Annotated in this window: 18 protein-coding genes; 10 read left to right on the top strand and 8 right to left on the bottom strand. The window is 71.4% G+C overall.

The features are described from left to right. The first annotated feature begins 27 nt into the window (after window positions 1-27). Together ACILQS_RS00330 and ACILQS_RS00325 are read left to right on the top strand one after the other, a co-directional pair. Complete coding sequence (locus ACILQS_RS00330; RefSeq protein ID WP_395638121.1) at window positions 28-858, top strand: VOC family protein; 831 nt, start codon at window positions 28-30, stop codon at window positions 856-858. A gap of 25 nt (window positions 859-883) precedes the next feature. Then, window positions 884-1711: a MerR family transcriptional regulator gene (locus ACILQS_RS00325; protein WP_395638100.1), complete on the top strand. Its 828-nt coding sequence runs from the start codon at window positions 884-886 to the stop codon at window positions 1709-1711. On the opposite strand, the gene ACILQS_RS00320 is transcribed toward ACILQS_RS00325, so the two are convergent. The 6 genes from ACILQS_RS00320 to ACILQS_RS00295 are packed head-to-tail and all read right to left on the bottom strand — an operon-like array spanning window position 1708 to window position 8273. Continuing rightward, window positions 1708-2859 (bottom strand): zinc-binding dehydrogenase, encoded by a 1152-nt coding sequence (locus ACILQS_RS00320; protein ID WP_395638099.1) that lies wholly within the window; start codon window positions 2857-2859, stop codon window positions 1708-1710. The two genes, ACILQS_RS00325 and ACILQS_RS00320, sit on opposite strands and share 4 nt — an antisense overlap. Then, window positions 2856-3521: a phosphonatase-like hydrolase gene (locus tag ACILQS_RS00315; RefSeq protein WP_395638098.1), complete on the bottom strand. Its 666-nt coding sequence runs from the start codon at window positions 3519-3521 to the stop codon at window positions 2856-2858. Before ACILQS_RS00315 ends, ACILQS_RS00320 begins: the two co-directional genes overlap by 4 nt. Beyond that, window positions 3518-4618: a TIGR03364 family FAD-dependent oxidoreductase gene (locus tag ACILQS_RS00310; protein ID WP_395638097.1), complete on the bottom strand. Its 1101-nt coding sequence runs from the start codon at window positions 4616-4618 to the stop codon at window positions 3518-3520. The genes ACILQS_RS00315 and ACILQS_RS00310 overlap by 4 nt, the downstream gene beginning before the upstream one ends. 5 nt (window positions 4619-4623) lie before the next feature. Next, complete coding sequence (locus ACILQS_RS00305; RefSeq protein WP_395638096.1) at window positions 4624-6429, bottom strand: PhnE/PtxC family ABC transporter permease; 1806 nt, start codon at window positions 6427-6429, stop codon at window positions 4624-4626. Beyond that, on the bottom strand, window positions 6426-7319 hold the full coding sequence (gene phnC / locus ACILQS_RS00300) for a phosphonate ABC transporter ATP-binding protein (RefSeq protein ID WP_395638095.1): 894 nt from the start codon (window positions 7317-7319) through the stop codon (window positions 6426-6428). Before phnC ends, ACILQS_RS00305 begins: the two co-directional genes overlap by 4 nt. A gap of 30 nt (window positions 7320-7349) precedes the next feature. Then, window positions 7350-8273 (bottom strand): PhnD/SsuA/transferrin family substrate-binding protein, encoded by a 924-nt coding sequence (locus ACILQS_RS00295; RefSeq protein ID WP_395638094.1) that lies wholly within the window; start codon window positions 8271-8273, stop codon window positions 7350-7352. Between the two features lie 153 nt (window positions 8274-8426). Between ACILQS_RS00295 and ACILQS_RS00290 the strand changes: the two genes are divergently transcribed. From ACILQS_RS00290 to ACILQS_RS00255, 8 genes are read left to right on the top strand one after another with little or no spacing between them, the layout of a single operon-like run. Then, window positions 8427-9545, top strand: coding sequence for a serine hydrolase domain-containing protein (locus tag ACILQS_RS00290; protein WP_395638093.1), 1119 nt, complete (start codon window positions 8427-8429; stop codon window positions 9543-9545). Further along, on the top strand, window positions 9542-10204 hold the full coding sequence (locus tag ACILQS_RS00285) for an SGNH/GDSL hydrolase family protein (RefSeq protein ID WP_395638092.1): 663 nt from the start codon (window positions 9542-9544) through the stop codon (window positions 10202-10204). Before ACILQS_RS00290 ends, ACILQS_RS00285 begins: the two co-directional genes overlap by 4 nt. Next, window positions 10201-10761 (top strand): nucleoside/nucleotide kinase family protein, encoded by a 561-nt coding sequence (locus ACILQS_RS00280; RefSeq protein ID WP_395638091.1) that lies wholly within the window; start codon window positions 10201-10203, stop codon window positions 10759-10761. The genes ACILQS_RS00285 and ACILQS_RS00280 overlap by 4 nt, the downstream gene beginning before the upstream one ends. A gap of 36 nt (window positions 10762-10797) precedes the next feature. Next, a complete protein-coding gene (gene purS, locus ACILQS_RS00275; protein ID WP_395638090.1) occupies window positions 10798-11043 on the top strand; it encodes a phosphoribosylformylglycinamidine synthase subunit PurS in 246 nt (81 codons plus the stop codon). Next, window positions 11044-11742 carry a phosphoribosylformylglycinamidine synthase subunit PurQ gene (gene purQ, locus ACILQS_RS00270; RefSeq protein ID WP_395638089.1) on the top strand — a complete coding sequence of 233 codons (699 nt, stop codon included), beginning with the start codon at window positions 11044-11046 and terminating at the stop codon, window positions 11740-11742. It begins immediately after the preceding gene. After that, a complete protein-coding gene (locus tag ACILQS_RS00265; RefSeq protein WP_395638088.1) occupies window positions 11739-12194 on the top strand; it encodes a DUF3817 domain-containing protein in 456 nt (151 codons plus the stop codon). The genes purQ and ACILQS_RS00265 overlap by 4 nt, the downstream gene beginning before the upstream one ends. 11 nt (window positions 12195-12205) lie before the next feature. After that, window positions 12206-12811, top strand: coding sequence for a dihydrofolate reductase family protein (locus tag ACILQS_RS00260; protein ID WP_395638087.1), 606 nt, complete (start codon window positions 12206-12208; stop codon window positions 12809-12811). 9 nt (window positions 12812-12820) lie between these two features. Then, complete coding sequence (locus ACILQS_RS00255) at window positions 12821-13993, top strand: MFS transporter (RefSeq protein ID WP_395638086.1); 1173 nt, start codon at window positions 12821-12823, stop codon at window positions 13991-13993. 30 nt (window positions 13994-14023) lie between these two features. Here ACILQS_RS00255 and ACILQS_RS00250 read toward each other — a convergent pair whose 3' ends face one another. Continuing rightward, on the bottom strand, window positions 14024-14833 hold the full coding sequence (locus ACILQS_RS00250) for an ABC transporter permease (RefSeq protein ID WP_395638085.1): 810 nt from the start codon (window positions 14831-14833) through the stop codon (window positions 14024-14026). Further along, entirely contained in the window at window positions 14833-15747 is a 915-nt protein-coding gene (locus tag ACILQS_RS00245) for an ATP-binding cassette domain-containing protein (protein WP_395638084.1), read from the bottom strand. The genes ACILQS_RS00250 and ACILQS_RS00245 overlap by 1 nt, the downstream gene beginning before the upstream one ends. Window positions 15748-15751: the final 4 nt, after the last annotated feature.

The following is a 15751-nucleotide window of genomic DNA, read 5'->3' as shown; positions in this document are numbered from 1 at the left end:
TCCGAACTGCTCGCCGACGACACCGCGATGGGTGCGGTGACGCTCAACGTCGCCGATCTCGACGGGATGACCGCGTACTACCGGGATGCCGTCGGCCTCGACCTGCTCGTCGCCGAGGGGCCGCGCGTCGTGCTCGGACGCGCTGCCCGCGCCGTCGTCGTGCTCGAGCACTCGCCCGACCTGCGGCACGCGGGGCCTCGCGAGGCCGGACTCTTCCACACCGCGATCCTGTTCGACTCGGAAGCGGCACTCGCCGCCGCGGTGTACTCGGTCGCCCAGAAGCACCCCGGCACCTTCACGGGGTCGAGCGACCACCTGGTGAGCAAGGCGTTCTACTTCGACGACCCCGAAGGCAACGGCGTCGAGCTCTACTGGGACCGCGACCGCTCGGAGTGGAGCTGGGTGCACGGCAGCATCGAGATGGGCACGATCGCCCTCGACCCGAACCGCTTCCTGCAGGAGAACCTCACCGAGGACGGTCTCGCCGGCGCGGGGCACGGAGATGCCCGGGTCGGCCACGTGCACCTCTCCGTCGGCGACGTCGAGTCGGCTCGCGAGTTCTACGTGAACCATCTCGGCTTCGCGCGCACGATCGAGATCCCGGGGTCGGCGCTCTTCGTCTCAGCGGGCGGCTACCACCACCACATGGCGATGAACGTGTGGAATTCCCGCGGCGCCGGGCGACGACAGCAGACGCTGGGGCTCGGGCGCGTCGACATCCTCGTTCCCGGTGCGGACGACCTGGGCGAGCTCGGCGAGCGGCTCGCGCACTACGGGCACCAGACCCGCGACACCGGCGCGGCGCTGGAGTTCGACGACCCGTGGGCGAATCTGATCAGGGTCACCAGCAGCGCTTGACCCTCACACTGTGTCAGGGTCGAACGTGGTCTCCACCATGTACACCATCGGAGAGTTCGCCGCCCTGGCCCGGGTGAGCGTGCGGATGCTGCGGCACTACGACGCGATCGGGCTGCTCGAGCCCGCGCGCGTCGACCCGCGCTCCGGCTACCGCTTCTACGTGATCGACCAGTTGCCGTCGCTGCTGCGGATCGTGGAGTTGCGGGAGCTCGGCGTGGGGCTCGACCGCATCCTCGCGCTCGGGCGCGATGACGACACGGATGCCGGACTGCGCGCGGTGCTCCACGAGCGCCGCAGCGAGCTGGAGGCATCCCTCGTCGCCGACCGCGCCCGCCTCGCCCGGATCGAGCGGCGTCTCCGCCACCTGGAAGGAACCGCCATGTCGGATGTCGTCTACAAGTCGCTCGACCCGCTCACCGTCTACGCCGCCCACGGGCACGCGCCGGGGATGGGACCCGAGCACGTCTCCCCGGTCATCGGGCCCCTCATCGGGCGTCTCGACGACGCCCTCGTCGCCGCCGGTCGGCCGCTCATCGAGCCCGGCGTGTTCTGGTACGACGACGCCGACGACGACGGCCTGGACGTGCATGTGTCGTACGTCGCCGAAGCGCCGCCGGTCGCGGGCGACGGGTATGACGTCGTCGAGCTGCCCGGCGTCCCGACCGCGGCCACGCTGTTGCACCGCGGCGACATGACCGGCCTGGGCGAGTCGTGGATGCACCTGATGGAGAAGGTCGTCGCCGACGGCTACCGCATCTCGGGGCCGTCGCGAGAGGTGTATCTGAACGCGGAGGGCCACGAGCCGGGTCCGGACTGGCTGACCGAGCTCCAGGTGCCCGTGGAGCGGACCTAGGCGGAACGCACCGGAGTCGGGGCGGGACGCAGGCCGACGCGCACCGCGGAGTGGGCGCGGGCGTGGCGCATCGCCGACTCGATCCCGTCCAGGGGATGGATGTCTCCGACGAGCGACGCGAGGGCAGCCGACTCCGGCCGCTCGAGGAACCGGACCGCCTGGAGGAGGTGCGCCGGCGCGTAGTTGTGCACCCCGCGGATGGTGAAGAGCCGGCGCACGACCTGCTCGGGATCCACGGCCACCGTCGACGTCGGAGCCACGCTGCCGACGAGCACGAGCACCGCGCCGAGGTCACCGGCGGCGAGCAGCGACTGCACGGCCGACGGCGCGCCGGACAGTTCGAGGGCGATGTGGTACCCGGATCGTCCGGCCGGGATCCGGCGCAGCGCCTGAGCGAGCCCGTCGGCCGTCCCGTCGCCGACCGCTGCCGCGCCGAACTCCCGCGCGGCGTCGCGGCGGTCGCGATCGGGGTCGGTCGCGACGACCGTGGCCCCCTCGGACACGGCGGCCGCCACGGCGGTCAGACCGAGCATCCCGCAGCCGGAGATCGCGACGACCGACCCGGCGAGCGGACGGATGGCGCGGGCGGCATCCAGCGCCGCCATCACGGTCGCGGTCGAGCACGAGGCAGGCGCGAACAGCTCGGCGACGGCATCCTCGGCGACCGCGACGATCGGGGTGCGCGCGCGCAGGTGCACGTGCGTCGCGAATCCGCCCGAGAGCTCCCAGCCCCGCGACATCCGTGCGTGCCCGTACTTCTGCAGCGAGATGCACTTCTGCGGGAAGCCGGCGTGGCAGTACCGGCAGCGACCGCAGTCGACGGCGACGCCCCAGACGACGCGCTGCCCCACCGCGAGCGCCGTGCCCTCGACCGTGCGCGGGGCGCGCCCCGGGCCGAGCGCGACGACGCGGCCGACCTGTTCGTGTCCGAGCACGAGCGGCAGGGGGCCCGACCGTGCCCCGGTGACGGTGTGCACGTCGGAACCGCAGATGGTGGCGAGTTCGACGGCGACGAGCGCTTCGCCGTGCGCGAGGACCAGCTCCGGCACCGCGACCGGTTCGAACGGCAGGTTGACGCCGCGGAAGACCTGCGCCTCCATGCAGCCCGTCACATGCACGCCGAGCGAGGCCGGCGCCGAGAGGGTCATGGCAACGCCGCCGGGAGATCCGCGACGCTCGCCAGCACGAGGTCGGCGCCGCCCGCGCGAAGGGTGGCCTCGTCGCGGGACCCGGTGAGCACGCCGACGACCAGGCCGGCGCCCGCGGACCTGCCGCTCGCGGCATCCGACTCGGTGTCGCCGACGACGACGGTGGCCGCGACCGACGAGGTCTGCGTGCGGATCACCGACATCAGCACGAGATCGGGGGCGGGACGTCCTCGGCCGGCATCCTCGGGGGTGAGCACGACATCGGCCAACTGCGACCAGCCGAGCGAGCCGAGGATCGCCTTCGCCGTCGACGGCGCGAAGCCGGTCGTGAACGCGATCTTGAGCCCCCGGGCCTTGAGGTCGCGGATCGTCTGCTCGGCGCCCGGGATCGGCACGCACTGGCCGTCGTCGATCAGCTCGCGATACGCCCGCTCGAACTCCTTGTTGATGTCCTGCGCCGTCGCCTCGTCGGCGAAGTGGCGGAACACCTCGATCTTCGACTGGCCCATCGTGTCGCGCACCCACTGGATCGCGGCCTTGCGCCCCTCGTCGGTGCGCTTCACGCGATCCCACGCACGGGCGAAGGCCCCCTCGACGATCCCGTCGTCGACGACGGTGGTGCCGGCCAGGTCGAGCACGACGAGTTCGTAGGGCGTGGTCATGATTCTCCTTCGAAGGGTCCGAACAGGTCCTCGATCACGGTCGCGGCGAGGCCGAGCCCCGTCGTCATCCCGATCCCGGTGGTGACGGAGACGACGCGGATGCCGTCTCCCGGTGTCGCGATCAGGAAATCCTCCGGCGCGGTCGCGTACACGCCCTGCCAGCGCTGGCGGATCCTGATCCGCGCACCGAAGAGGTCCGACGTGAGGCGGGTGAGCAACTCGAAGGCCTCTTCGTCCTGGAAGGGAGAGATGGCCGTGCCGCGGTAGTGGGTGTCGCCGACGAGCAACGTGCCGTCCGGGCGCTCGGTGTACATCTGGTTGACGTCGCGTTCCAGGAGCAGCGGCTCTTCGCGGGCGTAGCGCTCGCGCACCGCGGCCGCCGCCGAAGTGTTCGCGAAGGCCTGGTAGCGCAGCATCGAGCTGCCGGTGAGGATCGGGATGCGCAGCCCCACACCGTCGGCGAGCATCATGTCGAGCCCGCACCGTTCCACGCCGTGCTGCTCGGCGATCGCGGGGAAGAGCTGGTCGACGTCGAAGTTGACGGCGAACACGATCGCCTCGGCGGCGACGTCGCCCCGGGAGGTGTGGAGGATGCCGGACGTCGCCCCGATCGCCGAGGTGCGCCAGCGGAACTCGACGCCCTGTCCGGCGAGGTAGCGCGCGATCGCCGGAGCGGCCTCGCGGGGATCGACCTGCAGATCGCCGACGCGGTGCATGCCGCCGACGACCCCGACGACCGGTGCCAGCTCCTCGACCTGGGTGGCGGTCAGCAGCTCCCCGAGCCCTGCCTCCTCGAGCAGCGCCATCTCGTCGTCGGCGCGGGCGACCATCAGGGTTCCGGTGTGCGCGAGCCAGAAGCCGGCCCGCTCGGCGAGCTGGAGCCAGCTCTCCCGGGCCCGCTCGGCATAGACCTTCGCCTGTCCGGCGTGCACGCTCGTGCCGATCTGTCCGAAGTTGCGCACGCTCGCCCCGGTGATCGCGGTCGCGCGGTCGATCACGACGACCCGGAGGCCGCGCTCGACCGCCGCGGCGGCGTGGCCGAGCCCGACGATACCTGCCCCCACGACCGCGAGGTCGAACCGCTGCGCCCCCGACATCCGGCCTACCTCAGCGCGCGTCTGATCAGGATGCCCGCGGTCTCCACGACGACGACCATGACGATGATCACGAGCAGGAACGCGATGACCTGATCGAAGTGACGGCCGTTGAGGGCGTTGAGCAACAGGAAGCCGATTCCCCCGCCGCCGACGATGCCGAGCACCGTCGCCGCGCGGATGTTCTGCTCCAGGAGGTACATGAGGTGACCGACCGTCGAGGGCACCGACATCGGCACCGTCGAGGCGAAGAACACCTGCGGGCGGCTTCCTCCGGTCGCGGCGAGCGCGCGCTCGGGCCCGTTCGGCACCTCCTCCATCGAGTCGCCGATGAGTTTGGCGAGAAGCCCGACCCCGCCGATTCCGAGGGCGAGCGCCGCAGCCTGGGGGCCGAACCCCGTCGCGATGATGAACAGGATCGCGACGACCAGGTCGGGGATGGCGCGGATGACGAGGGCGAGCCCCCGGAAGAAGTTGCGCACGGCGCTGTTCGGCGCGACGTTCCGGGCCGAGAGCGGGCCGATCACGAGCGAGATGACGGCTCCCATGAGGGTCGCGGCGAACGCGACCTGAACCGTGACCATCACGGCGGCGAATACCGAGTCCCACGTGCGGTCCCCGAAGGTCGGCGGCCACACGGCACGGTCGAGGTCGGCGTTCTGCACCTGGTCGAAGCGCCAGTCGGAGACCAGTCGGGTCAGGTCGGGTTGCAGATAGGCGAAGGACGCGATCACGACCCCGATGCCGACCCAGATCCAGACCAGGTTGCTGACGCGACTGCGATCCCACGGACGGCGCAGCGCGGCATCCACGCGATCAGCACTCGCGAGCGCGGCGGGCGTCGTCTTCTCGGTGGAGCGCATCACCCTGCGCACGACCCGGTCGCCGATCCCCGTGCCGGTGGGCCGCACGCCGAGCAACTTCGACCGCAGGGTCGACGAGACGATCTCGAACACGACGCAGAGCGCGATGATGATGAGCACGATCGGGATCACCCGACGCATCCCGGCCGGTCCGGCGTGCAGGGCGCCGCTCAACTCGGCGCCGATGCCCGCCACCCCGACGTAGCCGAGGATGACGGTGCCGCGCAGGTTGATGTCGGCGCGGTGGAGCACGATCGCGATCCACGCGGGGAGCACCTGCGGGAACGCTCCCGACCAGAACTGCTGTCCCCGCGTCCCGCCGGTGGAGCGGATGGCGGTGCGCGGACCCTCGTCGATCTGCTCGATCGCGTCGGCGAACATCTTGGAGATCATCCCGACCGAGTGCAGACCGACCGCGACGATGGCGGGCAGGATGCCCGCGCCGAACCACAGGAAGATCAGGAAGACGGCGATCGCCGCATCCGGGATCGCGCGCGCCACGACGCCCAGTCCCCGGCAGACGGCGAGAACGATCGGATGCGGCGTGGTGTTGCGTGCCGCGCCGTAAGCCACCGGGATCGACAGCACCGCGGCGAGGGCGGTACCGGCGATCGTGAGCGCGAGGGTGATGACGATGATGTCGACCATGTGCCAGATCGGCTCGAAGCCGACCCACTCGGTCGTGAAGGTCGTGCCGGCCGGGCCGCGGACGCCGCTGACCTCCCAGCCGGGCCACTCCAGGGGTGTCGCCAACCCGATGAACCGGGCGAGGTTGCTCGCGGTCGTCTCCAGGCTCTTGGGGCTGTAGTCGAGTCCGATGAACGACCAGACGCCGAGCACCGCGATCGCGGCGATCGTCACGTAGCTGACGATCGTCGACGCGCGCGGCCGCGGGCGCGGAACCGCGGCGATGCGCTCGGCGACGGAGGGAGGCGGAGCGGTCAGCGTCATCGTCGCTCGCCCTCGGCGGCGTCGGTGTCCACCGGCCGAGCGCTGCCGTTGCGGAGCTCTTCGCTGAGGAGCGCGTCGCGGACCTCGGAGAGTTCCTGCTCGATCGCCGCGAGTTCCCCGGTCGTCGTGGCCACCCGACCGTAGACCTCCATGACCTTGTCCTTGGAGAGGTTGTCGGTCGAGGTGTCGAGAACGACCTCGCCGGCCCGCAGCCCGACGACCCGGTCTCCCCAGCCGAGAGCCAGCTCGACCTGGTGAAGGGAGCAGACCACGGTGAGCGAACGCTCCGCCGCGATCTCGCGGATGAGTGCCATCACCTGGGAGCTCGACTCCGGGTCGAGCGAGGCGACGGGCTCGTCGGCGAGCAGGATCTCGGGGTCCTGCATGAGCGCGCGCGCGATCGCGACGCGCTGCTGCTGGCCGCCGGAGAGGGTGTCGGCGCGCTGATAGGCGCGCTCGAGGATGCCGACGCGCTCGAGGTGCTCGAGCGCTTTGTGGCGCAGTGCCTTGGGATAGGTCCAGATGCCGACTCGGGGGCCGGCGAGCGTCGAGAGAGCGCCGGTGAGCACGTTCTCGAGCACCGTGAGCGGCCCCACGATCTCGAACTGCTGGAAGATGAAGCCGATGTGTCCGCGGAGGCCGCGCAGCGCCGCCCCGCGGAGCTGCGCGACATCCTGGCCGAGGGTTTCGACCCGACCGGCGGTCGGGGTCTCGAGGCCGTTGATGTGGCGCAGGAGGGTCGATTTGCCCGAACCGGAGAGCCCGAGGAGGACGACGATCTCGCCGCGCTGGACGTCCAGCGACACCCCCGACAGTGCCGGGGACTTCGCGCCCGGGTAGGTCTTGTCGAGGTCCGTGATCCGGACTGCGGGGGTGTCGCTGTTCGTCATGAGTCGTTGTCCTTCAGTCGACGGGCTCGATCAGGCCTGGCAGGCCTCGACCTCGTCCGCGATCTCCTCGCAGACGGTGCGGATCGAGTCGTAGTACGCGTCGTCGACCCGGCCGAAGCCGAACCAGCCGTCGGTGAGGAACTCGTTCAGCTCGATGCCCGCGTCGGTGAGCGACGACTGGGTGCTGTCGGCGATCTCGGCGATCAGCAGGTCCTTGAGCTCCTGCGGGAGGCCGGCCTGCATGACGATCGGCGCGGCCGGGACGAGGTAGCGGTCCACCTCGACGAGGGCACCCGAGTCGATCAGCGGGTCGGCGTCGATGTCCTGCGCGAAGCCGACCTGGCACTCGGTGCCCTCGGCGACCTTCGCCGCGTTGAGGTCGTGCGAGCCGCCCTCCGGGGCGAGCACGTTCTCCTCGGCGACCGTCACGCCGGCGGCCTTGAGCTGCGACGCCGGGATGGCGCGACCCGAGGTCGACGTGGGGTTCACGAAGCAGACGGGCTCGTCGGCGAAGTCCTCGATCGTCGAGCCGTCCCACGCCGGGTTGGCGATCGCGACGGAGTAGTACCCGGGCTCGGCGCCCTCCTTGGTGATCTGCGCACCGATGGGCTCGATGTCCGCACCGGCGGCCTGCGACTGGTAGTACGTGAACGCGGAGATCTGCGCGATGTCGATCTGACCCGAGGCGAGACCCTGCACGACCGCGGTGTAGTCGGTGGCCGGGAAGAACTCGACCTCCTTGCCGGTGAACTCGGCGATCCAGTCGGCGATCGGCTGGGCGTCCTGGTCGGCGCCCTCGTGGTCGGGGAGGGTGGCGAACACCAGCACGTTGGAGTCGCCCGAGGCGAACGTGCCCTCGTCGGCGGTGTCGGCCGGGGTGGCCGAGCAGGCGGCGAGACCGGCGAGCAGGACGGCGGTGGCGCCGACGCTCGCGAGGCGGGTGGAGAGCTTCATGAACAACCTTTCGACGGCCGGACGACGGTCCGGCTTTAGTGGTGCGGGACGCGCCGAAGTTACGAGCGTTGCGTGAACGCGAGGGCAACAGGGGCGGGCTCGGAGGAGAACTCGGCTCCTGCGCGTTCGGCGATGCGCGGGTAGCGTGGTGCGGTGCACTCGTCGCGGCTGGTCTCGGGAGCGGTGATCGCGGCATCCGCTTTGGTGCTCGTCGGCTGCGCGGCGACGCCGCCCCAGCTCGGGATCGGCCCGCGCGCCCACTCGACGACGACGATCGACAAGCGCACCCTGGAGAGCGACGCCGCCCTCACCCGGCTGATCGCCGACGATCGCCCGGGATGCTCGGGGGCGGTCGGCATCCGCGGTGACGTGGTGTGGGCGGGGGCGACGGGTCTGGCCGACCTGACCGCGGGAACGCCGGTGACGACCGCCACCCGGTTCGACATGGCGTCGGTGTCGAAGCAGTTCACCGCGACGGCGATCCTGATGCTCCAGCGCGACGGCGCACTCTCGCTGAGCGACCCTGTCTCGACGTACGTCGACGGACTGCCGCGGTGGGGCACCACCGTCACCCTCGACGCGCTCATGCATCACACGGCCCGCGTTCCCGACTACTGGACGGTGCTCGACGACGACGGGATCGGGTTCAGCGACCCCGCCGATCACGGCACGATCCTCCAGGCGATCCGGCGCCTACCGCGTCTCTCGGCCGGAAGCGGGTACGAGTACTCGAACTCCAACTACGTGCTGCTCGCCGAGGTCGTGGCGAGAGTGAGCGGGATGCCGCTGCCGCAGTTCCTCGACGAGCGCATCTTCACCCCGCTCGGACTCGACATGGTGCTCGCGCCGAGTCTCGTCGCGCCCGACGTCGCGCTCTCCTACGACGACGCCGAGAACTTCCAGCCGCCCGGATGGACCGCCTACGGCGCGATCGGCATCTTCACGACGCCGGCGGAACTCGTGCGGTGGGGCGACCAGTACCGCGACGGCGACGTCATCCAGGACGATTTCGCGGTCGGCGCCGCCGACGAGGGCACGGGCGAGTTCTACGCCGCCGGGATGGACATCGAGGTCGACGGCGACCTCAACCACAACGGCCGATTCGGCGGGTACACCTCGACCTTCACGATCTCCGCCGACCGCGAGACGACGATCGCCGTGATGTGCAACGGACACGCCGCCGACCGCTTCGGGCTCGATGCCGCGCTCTGGGAGATCTGGGATCCGGCCGAAGCCGCGACCCCCGCGCCGACCGAGGAGGTCGCTCCGTGAGCCGCGCCCGCGCCCTCCTGTTCGCCCCGGTGATCCTCGCGCAGGCGTCGCGTCTGCGCCGCACGACCCCGCTGCTCGCGGCACCCGACGGCGACCGCACGGGCGGCAAGGGCAAGCTGCGTCTCGTGGTCGTCGGCGACTCGACCGCGGTCGGCACCGGAGCGGACAGTCTTGATGACGCCCTGCCCGGACGCCTCGGGAAGCTGCTCGGCGCGCGGTGGCGGGCGGTGGGACGCAACGGCGCCACCGCCGCCGACGTGCTGCGCGACCACATCGACGACGCCGCGGGCGGTCCGGCCGACGTCGCCGTCGTCGTCGTCGGCTGGAACGACGCGATGAAGCTCCGCTCCGGCCGGGCCTTCGCGCGTGATCTCGGCCTGCTCATCGATCGGCTGGTCGCGGCGAGCCCGAGGGGACGGGTCGTCGTCGTCGCCCCGCCCGCGTTCGAAGCCTTCGAGGTTCTTCCCCGGCCGCTTCGTACGGCGCTCGGCGCCCACGCGGCCGGCCTCACGAGAATCGCCGCCCGCGTCGCCGACGAGCACGAGGTCGACTTCGCCCCCGGCTTCGACGGGGTCTCCGTCTCGTCCGACCGCTTCCATCCCGATCGCGCCGGATACACGGCGATGGCCGCCGGCATCGCCGCCGCCCTCCAGGCGTGACCCGCACCCTTCTCGGCATCACCGGCGCCCCGGGCGCGGGGAAGAGCACGTACGCCGACGCCGAACGGAGTCGCCTCGGGCCCACCGCCGCGATCTTGCCGATGGACGGCTTCCACCTGCCGCAGGCCGAGCTGGTGCGACTCGGGCGCCGCGACCGCATGGGCGCTCCCGACACGTTCGACGTCGACGGATTCGTCGCGACGCTGGAGGCCCTGCGGCGACCGGGCGTCGTGCGCGCACCCGGGTTCGACCGCGCGATCGAGGAACCCGTGCCCGGCGCGGTCGTGATCGGCGCCGACATCCAGGTCGTTCTCGTCGAGGGCAACTACCTGCTGCACGACCGCGACGGCTGGGAACGCGTGCGACCGCTGCTCGACCGGGTGGTGTTCCTCGCCCCCGACGACGCCGTGCGGCGCGAGCGGCTGATCGCCCGGCACATCGCCTTCGGCAAGTCGCGCGCCGAGGCGGAGACGTGGGTCGCACGCTCCGACGACCCGAACGCCGAACTCGTCGCCGTGACCGCCGCCCGTGCCGACGAGGTGCTGCGCGTAAGCTGAACCCGCATCCCACCCGTCTTGTTGCGAGGAGTTCCGTTGCCCACGATCGTCGTCGAGGTCATGCCCAAGGCGGAGCTTCTCGACCCGGCGGGCAAGGCCGTCGCCGGAGCCCTGCGCCGCGAAGGCGGCCACCCGTTCAGCGACGTGCGCATCGGCAAGCGCTTCGAGCTCACGGTCGACGGCGAGGTGACGGATGCCGTGCTCGCCCACGCGCAGAAGCTCGCCGACGAGATGCTCAGCAACTCCGTCATCGAAGACGTCGTCAAGGTCACGGTGGCCTGAGTGAAGATCGGCGTCGTCACCTTCCCCGGTTCGCTCGACGACCGCGACGCCCAGCGCGCGGCGCGCATCGCCGGTGCCGAGCCGGTCGCCCTGTGGCACGGCGACCACGACCTCCAGGGCGTCGACGCGATCGTGCTCCCGGGCGGCTTCTCGTACGGCGACTACCTGCGCTGCGGGGCCATCGCCGCCCGCAGCCCGATCATGCGCGAGGTCGTCGAGGCGGCGAACTCCGGCATGCCCGTGCTCGGTATCTGCAACGGATTCCAGGTTCTCGTCGAGGCCCACCTCCTGCCGGGCGGGCTCATCCGCAACGACCACGGCGACTTCGTCTGCCGTGATCAGGGCCTCCGGGTCGAGAACGCCGAGACCGCGTGGACGAACGGGTTCCAGCAGGGTCAAGAGATCACGGTCCCGCTGAAGAATGGCGAGGGCGGATTCATCGCCGACGCCGAGACGCTCGCGCGGCTCGAGGGCGACGGCCTGGTCGCCTTCCGGTACACCGGACTCAACCCGAACGGCTCGCTCAACGACATCGCGGGGCTGACGAACGAGCGCGGCAACGTCGTCGGGCTCATGCCCCACCCCGAGCACGCCGTCGAGCCGGGCTTCGGCCCCGACACCGACGTCGCGATGCGCTCCGGGGTCGACGGTCTCACCTTCTTCACGAGCGTCCTCCAGCACGCCCTCGCCCGCGCATGACCCCGAAGCTGCTCTTCCGCCTCGTCGCCGTCGCCGAGGCGATCACCTGGACGCTCCTCATCGCCGGGCTCGTGCTGCGCGCCACCACCGGCTGGGCGCTCGGCGTGACGATCGGCGGCGGCATCCACGGGTTCGTCTTCCTCGCCTACGCGGGGGTCGCCCTGCTCGTCGGGATCGACCGGCGGTGGAGCCCGGGGCTCGTGGTGCTCGCGGTGGCGAGCGCGATCGTGCCCTACGCGACCATCCCGATGGATGTCGTCCTCGACCGTCGCGGCAAGCTCGACGGCGCGTGGCGTACCGACGCGGATGCGGCTCACCCCGATCGCACTCCGCTCGACGCGATCGCACGCTGGTTCGTGCGACGGCCGGCCGTGCTCGTGGCGGTCTTCGCCGTGCTGCTCGTCGCGATCTTCGTGGCCCTGCTCGCCGCAGGCCCACCCGGCGGGCGCTAGGAGAAGCACCCGTGGGACGCCTCGCGGTCACCATGTTCTCGACGCTCGACGGCGTCATGCAGGCTCCCGGCCAGCTGACCGAGGACCCGTCGGGCGGCTTCCCGTTCGGCGGCTGGCAGGCCCCGTACGCGGAAGCGGAATCCGGCGGCGTGATCCTCGAGCAGATCCTGGGGGCGGATGCGCTCCTCCTCGGCCGCACGACCTACGACATCTGGGTGCGGCACTGGCCGAACGCCGCCGAAGGCGACCCGGTCGGGGCGCACTTCAACGGCATCCCGAAGTTCGTCGCCTCCCACACCCTCCCCGACGAGACGGCGTGGCGGGGGACGACGGTCGTGCGCGACGTGCCGCGCGAGGTCGCCGCCCTGAAGCAGAACTTCGGTGAGATCCGGGTGTGGGGCAGCGGGGAGCTGCTGACGACGCTGTTGGCGCACGGCCTCGTCGACGTCCTCGACCTCTGGATCTACCCGGTCGTGCTCGGATCGGGCCGGCGGGTGTTCCGGGATGGTGTCGTGCCCGCCGCATTCGACGCCGTCGCGCCGCCACGCGGGTTCGCCAACGGCAGCGTGCTGCTCAGCTACCGGAACGCGAAACCGCCGCGGTTCGGGAACATGTAGCTTCGTCCCGTGACCGACGACTCCCGCGCGACGCGGGGGTGGCGTCTCGCGGCCCTGTCGGTCGGTCAGGTCGTCAGCTGGGGCGTGCTCTACTACGCACTGATCGTCGCATCGCCGGTGATCGCCCGCGACACCGGATGGCCCGTCGCCCTCGTCACGGCTCTCTTCTCGGCGGGGCTCGTCGTCTCCGCTCTCACCGGCGTGGTCACCGGACGCCTACTGGATGCCCGCGGCCCCCGGTCGGTGATGACCCTCGGGTCGGTCGTCGGGGTCGCCGGGTTCGTCGTCGTCGCACTCGCGCCGAACCCGGTCGCATTCGGCCTCGGCTGGCTCGTCGTCGGAACCGCGCAGTCGGCGATCCTCTACCAGGCGGCGTTCACCGTCATCACCCGCCGCTACGGGGCACGGCGTCAGGGTCCGATGACGATCCTCACCCTCGCCGGGGGACTCGCCTCGACGGTGTTCGCTCCCGTCGTCGCCGGGCTGCTGACGGTGCTCGACTGGCGGGCGACGTTCCTCGTGCTCGCCGGCATCCTCGCCGTCGTCACGATCCCGCTGCACGCGCTGTCGCTCGAGCGATCGTGGCCGGTGCACGGCCCGCACCACCACGTCGGCGACGAGCACTCGGTGCGCTCGGTGCTGCGCACGCGCTCGTTCTGGTTCCTCGAGGTGAGCATGATCGCCGTGACGGTCGCGCTGTACAGCGTGACGTTGGCCGCCATCCCGCTGTTCACCGAGAAGGGGATGTCGTTCGAGCTCGCGGCCGTCGGCCTCGGGCTGCTCGGTGCGGGGCAGGTGATCGGGCGCCTGCTGTTCGTGCTGCTGCCGACGGCCTCGCGGGCCTGGGTTCCGGTGGCGATCGTCGCCGCGCTGTCCGCCCTGCTGCTCGTCGTCCTCGCGCTGACCCCGGGTCCGGCCGCGGTGCTGATCGGCGTCGGCGTTCTCGCCGGAGCGGTGCGGGGTGCCCAGACCCTCGTGCAGGGTTCGGCGGTCGCCGACCGCTGGGGCACCCGCAACTACGGGGCCATCAACGGGGTGTTCGCCGCCCCGATCACGATCACCGCCGCGCTGACTCCCGCAATCGGGCCCCTGGTCGCAACCGGCCTGGGGAGTTACGCGGCCATGGCGCTCGTCATGGCCGCGGTCGCGGGCGTCGCGGTGCTCGCCTCCCGCTGGTCATGAGGCGCGCACCCAGGCCTGACGCACGAGGGTCTAGGTGAGATCCCGGCGCCAGGTCGTGACCGCGCCGATCGCGCCGAACAGCACCGCGTAGGCCGCGAGCACGAGCCCGCCCTGCCACCACTCCAGCGGAGCGGGGCCCGCACCGGCACCCGAGAACACCGTGAAGAAGCTCGCCCCGACCAGGGCGTCCCCCGCCGCGCCGGGCAGGAAACGGCCGATCTCGCCGAGCCAGTCGGCGAACGCCGCCGCCGTGCGCAGGATCGGCTCGACGAACTGGGTGAAGGCGAGGATCGTGATGATCGACCCGATCTGGCTCGGGATGAGCACCCCGAGTCCGACGCCGACGAGACCCCAGAGCGCCATCGCCAGCACGATCCGGCCGAGCAGCAGCCAGGTGTCGCCGTCGTCGAGCAAGGTCTGCTGGCCGCTCGCGGCGAGCACCGGTGCGCCGACACCGACGGATCCCAACAGGCCGACGACGCCGTAGAAGGCACCGACGAGCAGACCGGCGACGGCCTTCGCCGCGAGCACGACCGCCCGGTGGGGGGTCGCGAGGAACGCCGTCGCGAGGGTGCGGTGGCGCACCTCCGCCGTGATCGACAGTGCGCCGAAGATGATCGGGAAGACGTACCCGGTCGCGGTGGTCATGCCGTAGACCAGCGGGGCGAGGAAGTCGTCGGGGATCGGCAGGCCGGCCTCTTCGGGACTGATGCTCAGGAAGAAGCCGATCGCCGCCGCGGCGAGGGCGACGTAGCCGAACAGGATGATCGCGAGCACCCACCACAGACGGGTGGAGACGATCTTGCCGACCTCCGACGAGAGTGCGTTGAAGAAGCTCATCAGGCCCGCCCTCCTTCGACGCCGCGATCCGGATCGGCGACGAGCGCGAGGAACTCGTCCTCGAGTCCGGCGCCCGACGCCGCGAGGGCGCTCAGCGCGACCCCGGCGGCGAGGGCGATACGACCCACCTCGACGGGTTCGATCGCCACCATGAGACCCTCGGCGTTCGCCTGCCAGGTGAGACCCGCTTTCGCGAGAGCGTCGGCGAGAGCGGCCCGGTCGGGAGCGTCGACGACGCTGCCCGTGGTCGCGGCGCCTTCGAGTGCCGCGAGCCCGCCCACGTAGCGCAGCCGGCCGCCGGCGATGACGACCACGTCATCCACCGTCTGCCGCACTTCGCTCAGCAGGTGCGAGCTGACCAGGATGGTGCGGCCCTCGTCGGCGAGCGCGCGCAGGAAGGAACGGATCCAGCGGATGCCCTCGGGGTCGAGTCCGTTGATGGGCTCGTCGAGCACGAGCACGCCGGGATCGCCGAGGAGGGCCGTGGCGAGCCCTAGTCGCTGGCGCATGCCGAGCGAGTAGCCGCCCACCCGGCGGTCGGCGTACGGGGTCATGCCGGTCTGCTCGAGCACCGCCCCCACGCGCTCGCGCGGGATGCCCGCGGCCTTCGCGACGACGGAGAGGTGAGCGCGTCCGGATCGTCCGGGGTGGAACGAGGCCTCGAGCGAGGCCCCGACGCTGAGCATCGGCTGCCGGATGTCGGCGTACGCCTGACCGCCGATCGTCGCGCGGCCGCTCGTGGCACTGACCAGGCCGAGCAACATGCGCAGCGTCGTCGTCTTGCCGGCGCCGTTCGGGCCGAGGAATCCGGTGACCCGTCCCGGTGCGACGGTGAAGTCCAGGTCGGAGACGGCGGCGACGGCGCCGAAGCGCTTCGTCACCCCGTCGAAGACGAGTGTCTGTCCCTGCGTCATCTCT

The sequence above is a fragment of the Pseudolysinimonas sp. genome, assembly GCF_044239695.1.
Classification (GTDB): domain Bacteria; phylum Actinomycetota; class Actinomycetes; order Actinomycetales; family Microbacteriaceae; genus Pseudolysinimonas_A.
The sequence above is the reverse complement of the archived record's forward strand: the minus strand, read 5'-3'. Positions and strand labels throughout refer to the sequence as shown.

Bases quoted from the DNA above. Each gene is read 5' to 3' on its own strand.
- ACILQS_RS00315 (WP_395638098.1), bottom strand. From the start codon at position 3,521: ATGACCACGCCCTACGAACTCGTCGTGCTCGACCTGGCCGGCACCACC.
- ACILQS_RS00250 (WP_395638085.1), bottom strand. From the start codon at position 14,833: ATGAGCTTCTTCAACGCACTCTCGTCGGAGGTCGGCAAGATCGTCTCC.
- ACILQS_RS00330 (WP_395638121.1), top strand. From the start codon at position 28: ATGGGTGCGGTGACGCTCAACGTCGCCGATCTCGACGGGATGACCGCG.
- ACILQS_RS00265 (WP_395638088.1), top strand. From the start codon at position 11,739: ATGACCCCGAAGCTGCTCTTCCGCCTCGTCGCCGTCGCCGAGGCGATC.
- ACILQS_RS00245 (WP_395638084.1), bottom strand. From the start codon at position 15,747: ATGACGCAGGGACAGACACTCGTCTTCGACGGGGTGACGAAGCGCTTC.
- ACILQS_RS00305 (WP_395638096.1), bottom strand. From the start codon at position 6,429: ATGACGCTGACCGCTCCGCCTCCCTCCGTCGCCGAGCGCATCGCCGCG.
- ACILQS_RS00295 (WP_395638094.1), bottom strand. From the start codon at position 8,273: ATGAAGCTCTCCACCCGCCTCGCGAGCGTCGGCGCCACCGCCGTCCTG.
- ACILQS_RS00320 (WP_395638099.1), bottom strand. From the start codon at position 2,859: ATGACCCTCTCGGCGCCGGCCTCGCTCGGCGTGCATGTGACGGGCTGC.
- ACILQS_RS00310 (WP_395638097.1), bottom strand. From the start codon at position 4,618: ATGTCGGGGGCGCAGCGGTTCGACCTCGCGGTCGTGGGGGCAGGTATC.
- phnC (WP_395638095.1), bottom strand. From the start codon at position 7,319: ATGACGAACAGCGACACCCCCGCAGTCCGGATCACGGACCTCGACAAG.